This is a genomic window from Micromonospora sp. bgisy143 (assembly GCF_057708145.1).
Window position 1 is genome coordinate 1 of sequence record NZ_JBYIRN010000057.1, and the last position, 10696, is coordinate 10696.

At 68.6% G+C, this 10696-nt stretch carries 7 protein-coding genes; all 7 read left to right on the top strand.

From position 1 onward, the window contains the following. Positions 1-91: 91 nt before the first annotated feature. The 7 genes from AC3EN4_RS31655 to tuf all read left to right on the top strand — a co-directional run bounded on the left by AC3EN4_RS31655 (position 92) and on the right by tuf (position 10548). The gene (locus AC3EN4_RS31655) at positions 92-3979 is read left to right on the top strand and encodes a DNA-directed RNA polymerase subunit beta' (protein ID WP_422736968.1); all 3888 of its coding nucleotides are present in this window, start codon (positions 92-94) and stop codon (positions 3977-3979) included. A 92-nt stretch (positions 3980-4071) separates the two neighbouring features. Continuing rightward, positions 4072-4440, top strand: a complete 369-nt coding sequence (locus AC3EN4_RS31660) for a hypothetical protein (RefSeq protein WP_435210199.1) — start codon at positions 4072-4074, stop codon at positions 4438-4440. Positions 4441-5233: 793 nt separating this feature from the next. Further along, positions 5234-5614: a hypothetical protein gene (locus AC3EN4_RS31665; protein ID WP_435210202.1), complete on the top strand. Its 381-nt coding sequence runs from the start codon at positions 5234-5236 to the stop codon at positions 5612-5614. Between the two features lie 506 nt (positions 5615-6120). Then, positions 6121-6495, top strand: a complete 375-nt coding sequence (gene rpsL, locus AC3EN4_RS31670) for a 30S ribosomal protein S12 (RefSeq protein WP_007465318.1) — start codon at positions 6121-6123, stop codon at positions 6493-6495. A 1-nt stretch (position 6496) separates the two neighbouring features. Continuing rightward, on the top strand, positions 6497-6967 hold the full coding sequence (gene rpsG, locus AC3EN4_RS31675) for a 30S ribosomal protein S7 (RefSeq protein ID WP_007465317.1): 471 nt from the start codon (positions 6497-6499) through the stop codon (positions 6965-6967). Positions 6968-7043: 76 nt separating this feature from the next. Then, on the top strand, positions 7044-9140 hold the full coding sequence (gene fusA, locus AC3EN4_RS31680; protein WP_422736965.1) for an elongation factor G: 2097 nt from the start codon (positions 7044-7046) through the stop codon (positions 9138-9140). Between the two features lie 214 nt (positions 9141-9354). Continuing rightward, positions 9355-10548: an elongation factor Tu gene (gene tuf, locus AC3EN4_RS31685; RefSeq protein ID WP_421473218.1), complete on the top strand. Its 1194-nt coding sequence runs from the start codon at positions 9355-9357 to the stop codon at positions 10546-10548. Positions 10549-10696: the final 148 nt, after the last annotated feature.

Consider the following 10696-nt stretch of genomic DNA (forward strand, 5'->3'; position numbering starts at 1 on the left):
CGGGGGGGTGTCCTTCCCCCCCCCCCCCCCCCCCCCCCCCCCCCCCCCCCGCCCGTGATCTAGCTGTAAAGACGACGACATAGGGGACATAGTGCTCGACGTCAACTTCTTCGACGAGCTGCGCATTGGTCTCGCCACGGCCGACGACATCCGTCAGTGGTCGCACGGCGAGGTCAAGAAGCCTGAGACCATCAACTACCGCACCCTGAAGCCGGAGAAGGACGGGCTCTTCTGCGAGAAGATCTTCGGTCCGCAGCGGGACTGGGAGTGCTACTGCGGTAAGTACAAGCGCGTCCGGTTCAAGGGCATCATCTGCGAGCGCTGCGGCGTCGAGGTGACCCGCTCCAAGGTTCGTCGTGAGCGGATGGGGCACATCGAGCTCGCCGCTCCGGTGACCCACATCTGGTACTTCAAGGGCGTGCCGAGCCGGCTGGGCTACCTGCTGGACCTCGCCCCCAAGGACCTCGAGAAGATCATCTACTTCGCCTCGTACGTCGTGACGAGCGTGGACGCGGAGTCGCGTCACCGTGACCTCTCGACGATCGAGAACGAGATCCTGGCCGAGAAGCGGCAGTCCGAGAACAGCCGCGACTCGGAGATCGAGAAGCGGGCCGCCAAGCTCGAGGCCGACCTGGCCGAGCTGGAGGCCGAGGGTGCCAAGGCGGACGTCCGGCGCAAGGTCAAGGAGGGCGGAGAGCGCGAGATGCGCCAGATCCGCGACCGGGCCCAGCGCGAGATCGACCGCCTGGACGAGGTGCTGGACACCTTCCGCAAGCTGGAGCCGAAGCAGCTGGTCACCGACGAGCTGCTCTACCGCGAGCTGCGCGACCGGTTCGGTGAGTACTTCACCGGCTCGATGGGCGCCGAGGCCATCAAGGCGCTGGTCCAGAACATGGACCTCGACGCCGAGGCCGAGAGCCTGCGCGAGACCATCCGGTCCGGCAAGGGCCAGCGGAAGATCCGGGCGCTCAAGCGGCTCAAGGTCGTCGCGGCGTTCCTGAACACCCGCAACTCGCCGCTCGGCATGGTGCTGGACTGCGTCCCGGTCATCCCGCCGGACCTGCGCCCGATGGTGCAGCTCGACGGTGGCCGGTTCGCGACCTCGGACCTCAACGACCTGTACCGCCGCGTGATCAACCGGAACAACCGCCTCAAGCGGCTGATCGACCTCGGCGCTCCCGAGATCATCGTCAACAACGAGAAGCGGATGCTCCAGGAGGCCGTCGACGCGCTGTTCGACAACGGCCGTCGTGGCCGGCCGGTCACCGGTCCGGGTAACCGTCCGCTCAAGTCGCTGTCCGACATGCTCAAGGGCAAGCAGGGTCGGTTCCGCCAGAACCTGCTGGGCAAGCGCGTCGACTACTCCGGCCGTTCGGTCATCGTGGTCGGCCCGAAGCTCAAGCTGCACCAGTGCGGTCTGCCCAAGCAGATGGCGCTGGAGCTGTTCAAGCCGTTCGTCATGAAGCGGCTGGTCGACCTCAACCACGCGCAGAACATCAAGTCCGCCAAGCGGATGGTCGAGCGTCAGCGCCCGGTCGTGTGGGACGTGCTGGAAGAGGTCATCGGCGAGCACCCGGTGCTGCTCAACCGGGCGCCCACCCTGCACCGTCTGGGCATCCAGGCGTTCGAGCCGCAGCTGGTCGAGGGCAAGGCCATCCAGATCCACCCGCTGGTCTGCACCGCGTTCAACGCCGACTTCGACGGTGACCAGATGGCGGTGCACGTGCCGCTGTCCGCCGAGGCCCAGGCCGAGGCGCGGATCCTGATGCTGTCCTCGAACAACATCCTCAAGCCGGCCGACGGCAAGCCGGTCACCATGCCCACCCAGGACATGGTCATCGGCCTGTACCACCTCACCCACCTCACCGCCGGTGAGAAGGGCGAGGGCCGGGCGTTCAGCTCGGACGCCGAGGCGCGGATGGCGTTCGACAACGGCGAGCTGCACCTGCAGGCGCCGGTCAAGATCCGCCTGCGCGACGTGATCGGTGTCGACAACGGCGCCGGCGCCGAGCCGTGGACCGCCCCGGAGGGCTGGGTCGAGGGTGAGCCGCTGACCGTGGAGACCACCCTCGGTCGGGTGCTGTTCAACGAGACGCTGCCGCAGGGCTACCGCTTCGTGAACTACGAGATCCGCAAGGGTCAGCTCTCCGCGATCGTCAACGACCTCGCCGAGCGCTTCCCCAAGGTGGCTCTCGCGGCCACCCTGGACGGGCTCAAGGAGGCCGGTTTCCACTGGGCCACCTGGTCCGGCGTGACGATCGGCATGGAGGACGTCATCGCCCCGCCGCGCAAGGCGGAGATCCTGGCGAAGTACGAGAAGGAAGCCGACCGGATCGACAAGCAGTACCAGCGTGGTCTGATGACCGCCGAGGAGCGTCGCGGCGAACTCATCGAGATCTGGACCAAGGCGACCAACGAGGTCGCCAAGGAGATGGACACCGCGCTGCCGCAGGAGAACCCACTGTGGAAGATGATCAACTCGGGTGCTCGCGGTAACCTGCTCCAGCTCCGGCAGATCGCGGCGATCCGTGGTCTGGTGGCCAACCCGAAGGGTGAGATCATCCCGCGGCCGATCAAGGCCAGCTACCGGGAGGGTCTGTCCGTGCTGGAGTACTTCATCTCCACGCACGGTGCCCGTAAGGGTCTCGCCGACACCGCGCTGCGGACCGCCGACTCGGGTTACCTGACCCGTCGTCTGGTGGACGTCTCGCAGGACGTCATCATCCGCGAGGAGGACTGCGGCACCGACCGGGCGATCCCGATGCAGATCGGCGAGCGGCTGGACGGCAAGCTCGTCGTCCACACCCACGCCGAGACCAGCGTGCACGCCCGGACCCTGGCCGACGACATCAAGGGGCCGGACGGCACCGTGGTGGCCGAGCGCGGCCAGGACATCAACTCCATCGGGGTCGACAAGATCGTCGCCGCCGGCGTGGAGACGGTCCGGGTGCGCAGCGTGCTCACCTGCGAGTCGAAGCTGGGCGTCTGCGCGGCCTGCTACGGCCGTTCGCTGCCGACCGGCAAGTCGGTCGACATCGGTGAGGCCGTCGGCATCATCGCCGCCCAGTCCATCGGTGAGCCGGGTACGCAGCTGACGATGCGTACCTTCCACACCGGTGGTGTCGCGGGTGAGGACATCACCCAGGGTCTGCCGCGTGTGCAGGAGATCTTCGAGGCCCGGGTCCCGAAGGGTAAGGCGCCCATCGCCGACACCCCCGGTCGGATCCGGATCGAGGACGGCGAGCGCTCGCGGAAGATCATCGTGGTGCCGGACGACGGCAGCGACGAGATCGTCTACGACAAGATCTCGAAGCGGGTCAAGCTCCGTACCCACGACGGCGGTCACGTCGAGGTCGGCGAGAAGCTCACCGAGGGCACCATCGACCCGCACGAGCTGCTGCGCATCCTCGGTCCGCGCGCGGTCCAGGTCCACCTGACCCAGGAGGTCCAGGAGGTCTACCGCTCGCAGGGCGTGCTCATCCACGACAAGCACATCGAGATCATCATCCGCCAGATGCTCAAGCGGGTGACGGTCATCGACTCCGGCTCGACCGAGTTCCTGCCGGGCGTGCTCGTCGACCGGGCGCTGTTCGAGTCGGAGAACCGCCGGCTCGTGTCGGAGGGTGGCGAGCCCGCCGCCGGCCGTCCGGTGCTGATGGGTATCACCAAGGCCTCGCTGGCCACCGACTCCTGGCTCTCCGCGGCCTCCTTCCAGGAGACCACCCGGGTGCTGACCGACGCTGCGATCAACTCGCGCAGCGACTCGCTGGTCGGCCTCAAGGAGAACGTGATCATCGGTAAGCTCATCCCGGCCGGTACGGGCATCAGCAAGTACCGCAACGTCCGGGTCGAGCCGACCGAGGAGGCCAAGGCCAAGGTCTACTCGATGACCGGTTACCCGGAGACCGACTACGGGTTCGGGCCGGCCAGCGGGCAGGCCGTGCCGCTGGACGACTTCGACTTCGGGTCGTACCGCTAAGCACTGACAACGACGAAGCCCCCGGCACCCGCCGGGGGCTTCGTCGTGCCCGGACCGACCCGCCCACGGACCGGGTTCGGCATGATGGAGGTATGACGACCGCACCCGGGCAGGTGTCCGTCGCGTCTCAGGGCCTGCGCCACCCGCTGGATCCGGACCCGGCCCGCGCCACGAAGGCGCGGGCGGTCTTCGCGCTGGGGTTGCTCGGCATGCTGACCGGCCTGTTCATCGGTGGGGTGGTGCCGGCGACCGTGGCGCTCCAACTGGCCCGGCAGGCCCGCCGGGAGGCGTACGCCTCGGGGGGTTTCCTGACCGGGAGCGTCTGGCTGCGGCGGGGGGAGCGGCTGGCCTGGACCGGCCTGGTGCTGGTCGTGGTCAGCGTGGTCGTCGTCGTGGTGGTCGGCGTGGTCCGGCTGGCCGGCACGCCGTTCGGTCACGACTACCCGGCGAACATGGACTGACCGACCGGCGACCGCGCCGGGCGCGGACGGCGCCGCCTCCGGCGGTAGCCTGGCCGGTGTCCGCCGCACGCGCTGGCGGCCCTGTCGACAGGAGGACCTCGTGACGGAACCGGCGCGGCCCCCGGCGGACGAACCAGCCGGGCGTCCTGACGCGCCGGGTCCGGGCGCGACCGCTCCCACGCCGGGTCCGGACGTGACCCCCGGGTCGCCGACGCCCGCCACGCCGGCTCCGGACGCGGCTCCCTCGGGTCCGACGTCGGAGACAGACCCCGCGGCGTCGGATTCGGGCGCTGACTCCCCGGTAGCGGCTCCCGGTTCGCCGGTTTCGTCCGTGCCGTCCTCGGGGTCGGGCCCGGCCGCCGATCTCTCCGCCGCCCCGAGCGGGTGGGCGCAGCACCCTGCCCCGACCGCCGGCGGTCCCCCCGCGGGTACGCCGTCGGGCTGGGGTCCGCCGCCCTCGCCGGCGTGGGGTCCGCCCACCGCCGAGTGGGGCGGGGTCTTTCCGCCCGGCCACGGACAGCCCCAGCCCGTCTCGGGGACGCCGGTGCCGTACGGCTGGGCCCAACCACCGCCGGGGCCTGCCGCGCCGCACGGGTGGGGCCAGCCGCCGTCCGGGCCGGGCACGCCGGCCGGTTGGGGCCACCCGCCCTCGGGGCCGCCCGGCTGGGGTCAGCCGCCGTCCGGGCCTGGCGGCTGGGGGCAGCCGGCGCCGGGGCAGTTCCCCACCTGGGGTACGGGTGCCGCCCGGCCGGTGCCGCCACCCACCGACGATCAGCGGAGGCCGCCGAAGCGGGTGGAGGCGGTGCCCGGCACCCCGTTCGGCGTGGTGCACCTGGACGTGCCGCCGGTGACCGCCGGGCTGGCGACCGGGTCGCTGGTGGCCGGCATCGCGTCGATCCTGGTCTCGCTGCTGGTGATCTGCATCGGGGTGGCCTTCGGGACCCGTGGGGGAGTGTGGGTCTCCGGCGCCTTCACGGTGCTCGGGGTGTTGGCGGGGTCGGCGGCGGTCGTCACCGGCCTGCTGGCTCAGCGGCAGATCCGCCGGCCGTCCCCGCCGCCGGCGGTGCGCTTCACCGGTCGAGGGCTCGCGGTGGCCGGTGTCAGCTGCGGTGCGGCGGGTGTCCTGCTGAGCCTGTTGGGTCTGGGGCTGGGGTTGCTGATCAGTCTGACGTGACAGGGCCGTCACGGCGGACGGCCGGCGCAGGTGGGGCGAGGGGTTCCCGGGGCCTGCCCGGGGGCGACGGGTGCTTCGGCGGGGAAGCCGGTACACTTGTATCCGTAGGTGCCCATCGCGGGTGCCGAGGCGGGACGAGATCCGGCCGGCGAGGGCGAGACGCTCGCTGACCCATTCCGTTTTGACCTGGGCGGCTGTGGTAGGTACTCTTTCCCCTTGTGCCCGGGCATGCCCGGGCAACTCGTGCGTGCGCTGGTTCCGGAGTCCGGACGGCAGCACGACAAGCCAAAGATCCGGAGCGGGGCGATCCGCGTGCCGGGGACAGAAACCCGGTACGCCCGCGACAGCGTCCGTACCGGAACCGTGAGTTGGGCGACACGCCCGACCGCGGGTGCCGGGGCCTCCGCAAGGTGACCCTGGTCGGAATGTAGGAGAGCCGTCCATCAGGCCGGCTAGAGCAGACGGCGCGGTCGCCTCGCAGCGGCCGAAGGGAGCGGAGAAACCCGGTGCCCACCATTCAGCAGCTGGTCCGAAAGGGCCGTCAGGCCAAGACGACCAAGACCAAGACCCCTGCGCTCAAGGGGTCTCCCCAGCGGCGCGGCGTGTGCACCCGCGTGTACACCACCACCCCGAAGAAGCCGAACTCGGCGCTGCGCAAGGTCGCTCGTGTCAAGCTCAGCAGCCAGATCGAGGTAACCGCCTACATCCCGGGTGTCGGCCACAACCTGCAGGAGCACTCGATCGTGCTCGTGCGTGGCGGTCGTGTGAAGGACCTCCCCGGCGTGCGTTACAAGATCGTCCGCGGCTCGCTGGACACCCAGGGTGTCCGCAACCGCAAGCAGGCGCGCAGCCGTTACGGCGCGAAGAAGGAGAAGAGCTGACATGCCGCGTAAGGGACCCGCTCCGCGGCGGCCGCTGGTCGCTGACCCGGTGTACAACTCGCCGCTGGTCACCCAGCTGGTGAACAAGATCCTGCTGCGCGGCAAGCGCCAGCTCGCTGAGTCGATCGTGTACGCGGCCCTCGAGGGCTGCCGCGAGAAGTCCGGCACCGACCCGGTCGTCACCCTCAAGCGGGCGATGGACAACGTCAAGCCGACCCTCGAGGTGCGTAGCCGCCGTGTCGGTGGCGCCACCTACCAGGTGCCGGTCGAGGTCCGTCCGACCCGGGCGACCACCCTGGGCCTGCGCTGGCTGGTCACCTACTCCCGCGCCCGCCGCGAGAAGACCATGGTCGAGCGGCTGATGAACGAGCTGCTGGACGCGAGCAACGGCCTCGGTGCCGCCGTCAAGCGGCGCGAGGACACGCACAAGATGGCCGAGTCCAACAAGGCCTTCGCGCACTACCGCTGGTAACACCTGAGGTTCCGGCGCCCACCGGGCGCCGGAACCGCCACCAGTTGAGTCGAGACGACGATAAGTAGGGATTGAAGTGGCCGCCGCAGACGCGCTCGCCAACGTACGCAACATCGGCATCATGGCGCACATCGATGCCGGTAAGACCACGACCACCGAGCGAATCCTGTTCTACACCGGCATCACGTACAAGATCGGTGAGGTCCACGAGGGCGCCGCCGTCATGGACTGGATGGAGCAGGAGCAGGAGCGTGGTATCACCATCACCTCCGCTGCCACCAAGTGTGAGTGGAAGGGCCACACGATCCAGATCATCGACACGCCTGGCCACGTCGACTTCACGGTCGAGGTCGAGCGGTCGCTGCGTGTGCTGGATGGTGCGGTCGCGGTTTACGACGGTGTCGCCGGCGTGGAGCCGCAGACGGAGAACGTCTGGCGGCAGGCCGACAAGTACAACGTCCCGCGCATGTGCTTCGTCAACAAGCTCGACCGGACCGGTGCCGACTTCTTCCGCTGCGTGCAGATGATGATCGACCGGCTGAACGCCACCCCGCTGGTGCTCCAGATCCCGATCGGCCTCGAGGGCGACCACATCGGTGTCGTCGACCTGATCGGCATGCGCGCCCTCACCTGGCGCGGGGAGACCCAGAAGGGTGAGGACTACGCGATCGAGGAGATCCCGGCCGAGCTGGCCGACTCCGCGGCCGAGTGGCGCGAGAAGCTGATGGAGACCCTCGCCGACGTCGACGACTCGGTGATGGAGAAGTACCTGGAGGGCGAGGAGGTCTCCGTCGAGGAGATCAAGGCCGCCATCCGGCGTGCCACCATCGCCGGCAAGGCCAACCCGGTGCTGTGCGGCTCGGCGTTCAAGAACAAGGGCGTCCAGCCCATGCTCGACGCCGTGGTCGACTACCTGCCGTCGCCGCTTGACGTTCCGGCGATCGAGGGCACGGCCACCGACGGCGAGACGCCGATGCTGCGCAAGCCGTCGAAGTCCGAGCCCTTCTCCGGCCTGGCGTTCAAGATCCAGACCGACAAGCACCTTGGCAAGCTGACCTACGTCCGGGTGTACTCCGGCGTGGTCGAGACCGGTACCCAGGTGGTCAACTCCACCAAGGACCGCAAGGAGCGGATCGGCAAGATCTACCAGATGCACGCCAACAAGCGGGAAGAGCGCAGCTCGGCCCAGGCTGGCGACATCATCGCGGTGCAGGGTCTCAAGCAGACCACCACCGGTGACACGCTGTGCGACCCGGCGAACCCGGTCATCCTGGAGTCGATGACCTTCCCGGAGCCGGTCATCGAGGTCGCCATCGAGCCGAAGACCAAGGCCGACCAGGAGAAGCTCAGCACCGCCATCCAGCGGCTGGCCGAGGAGGACCCGACCTTCCGCGTCAAGCTGGACGAGGAGACCGGTCAGACGGTCATCGCCGGCATGGGCGAGCTGCACCTGGACATCCTGGTCGACCGGATGCGCCGCGAGTTCAACGTCGAGGCGAACATCGGTAAGCCGCAGGTGGCGTACCGCGAGACGATCCGCCGCAAGGTGGAGAAGATCGAGTACACCCACAAGAAGCAGACCGGTGGCTCCGGCCAGTACGCCCGCGTCATCGTGAGCGTCGAGCCGCTGCCGCTGGACAACGACTCGCCGACCTACGAGTTCGCCAACGCCGTCACCGGTGGTCGTATCCCGCGGGAGTTCATCCCGTCGGTCGACGCCGGTGCCCAGGACGCCATGCAGTACGGCATCCTGGCGGGCTTCCCGCTCGTCGGTGTGAAGCTGACGCTGCTGGACGGCCAGTACCACGAGGTCGACTCCTCGGAAATGGCATTCAAGATCGCCGGCTCGATGGTGATGAAGGAGGCGGCCCGCAAGGCCGACCCCGCACTGCTCGAGCCGATGATGGCCGTTGAGGTCACCACTCCTGAGGAGAACATGGGTGACGTCATCGGCGACCTCAACTCCCGCCGCGGCATCATCCAGGCGATGGAGGAGCGCAGCGGCGCCCGCATCGTGAGGGCTCTGGTGCCGTTGTCGGAGATGTTCGGCTACGTCGGCGACCTGCGGTCGAAGACCCAGGGCCGGGCTAGCTACAGCATGCAGTTCGACTCCTACGCCGAGGTTCCGCAGAGCGTCGCGAAGGAGATCATCGCGAAGGCGACGGGCGAGTAACTTCCCCGAGCTGGTGATTCGTGGTCGGTCGCGGGTGGTCAACACCCGCCCGCGGCCACCACGATCGGATCGCGTGAGACCGGGCCTGTAGGCTTCATCGCCGCAGAACCCACAAAAGCTCTCCGGCCGCCAGGCCGGAAAGGCTGTCGACAGAGTCCTAAGCGCCGACCGGCGCGCCGGGCGTACGAACCAAGAAGTCCACAGGAGGACACCAGTGGCGAAGGCGAAGTTCGAGCGGACTAAGCCGCACGTCAACATCGGCACCATTGGTCACATCGACCACGGTAAGACGACGCTGACGGCGGCCATCACCAAGGTCCTGCACGACCAGTACCCGGACCTGAACCCGTACACGCCGTTCGACGAGATCGACAAGGCGCCGGAGGAGAAGGCCCGCGGCATCACGATCTCGATCGCGCACGTCGAGTACCAGACCGAGGCGCGGCACTACGCGCACGTGGACTGCCCCGGCCACGCGGACTACATCAAGAACATGATCACCGGTGCCGCGCAGATGGACGGCGCGATCCTGGTGGTCGCGGCGACCGACGGCCCGATGCCGCAGACCCGTGAGCACGTGCTGCTCGCGCGTCAGGTTGGCGTGCCGTACATCGTCGTGGCGCTCAACAAGAGCGACATGGTCGACGACGAGGAGCTCCTGGAGCTCGTCGAGCTCGAGGTCCGCGAGCTGCTCTCCTCGCAGGAGTACCCGGGTGACGACCTGCCGGTCGTCCGGGTTTCGGCGCTGAAGGCCCTCGAGGGTGACCCCGAGTGGACCGGCAAGCTGCTGGACCTGATGACCGCGGTCGACACCGCGATCCCGCAGCCGGAGCGCGAGACCGAGAAGCCGTTCCTCATGCCGATCGAGGACGTCTTCACGATCACCGGTCGTGGCACCGTCGTCACCGGTCGCGCCGAGCGCGGCATCCTCAAGCCGAACGAGGAGGTGGAGATCGTCGGTATCCGCGAGAAGTCGCAGAAGACGGTCTGCACCGGTATCGAGATGTTCCGCAAGCTGCTCGACGAGGCCCGCGCGGGTGAGAACGTCGGTCTGCTGCTGCGTGGCATCAAGCGCGAGGACGTCGAGCGCGGCATGGTGGTCGTCAAGCCGGGCACCACGACCCCGCACACGGAGTTCGAGGCGACGGTCTACATCCTCTCCAAGGAGGAGGGCGGCCGGCACACCCCGTTCTTCCAGAACTACCGTCCGCAGTTCTACTTCCGGACCACGGACGTCACCGGTGTCGTCACCCTCCCCGAGGGCACCGAGATGGTCATGCCGGGTGACAACACCACCATGTCGGTGAAGCTGATCCAGCCCATCGCCATGGAGGAGAACCTCAAGTTCGCGATCCGCGAGGGTGGCCGCACCGTCGGCGCCGGGTTCGTCACCAAGATCATCAAGTGAGCTAGGTAACCCCGATTAGACCCGCCGCCGGTCGTGCGGCATACTAGTCAGGTTGCGTAACGACAGTTCGTCGCCTGTGTTCGGCTTTCGCTGAACCTCCGGGTGGCGAGACAGTCGAGCGTAGGGTGGTTTGTGGGTGGCCTCCACC

Excerpts from the sequence above, each read along its gene's own strand:
- AC3EN4_RS31660 (WP_435210199.1), top strand. The coding sequence starts at position 4,072 with ATGACGACCGCACCCGGGCAGGTGTCCGTCGCGTCTCAGGGCCTGCGC.
- rpsG (WP_007465317.1), top strand. The coding sequence starts at position 6,497 with ATGCCGCGTAAGGGACCCGCTCCGCGGCGGCCGCTGGTCGCTGACCCG.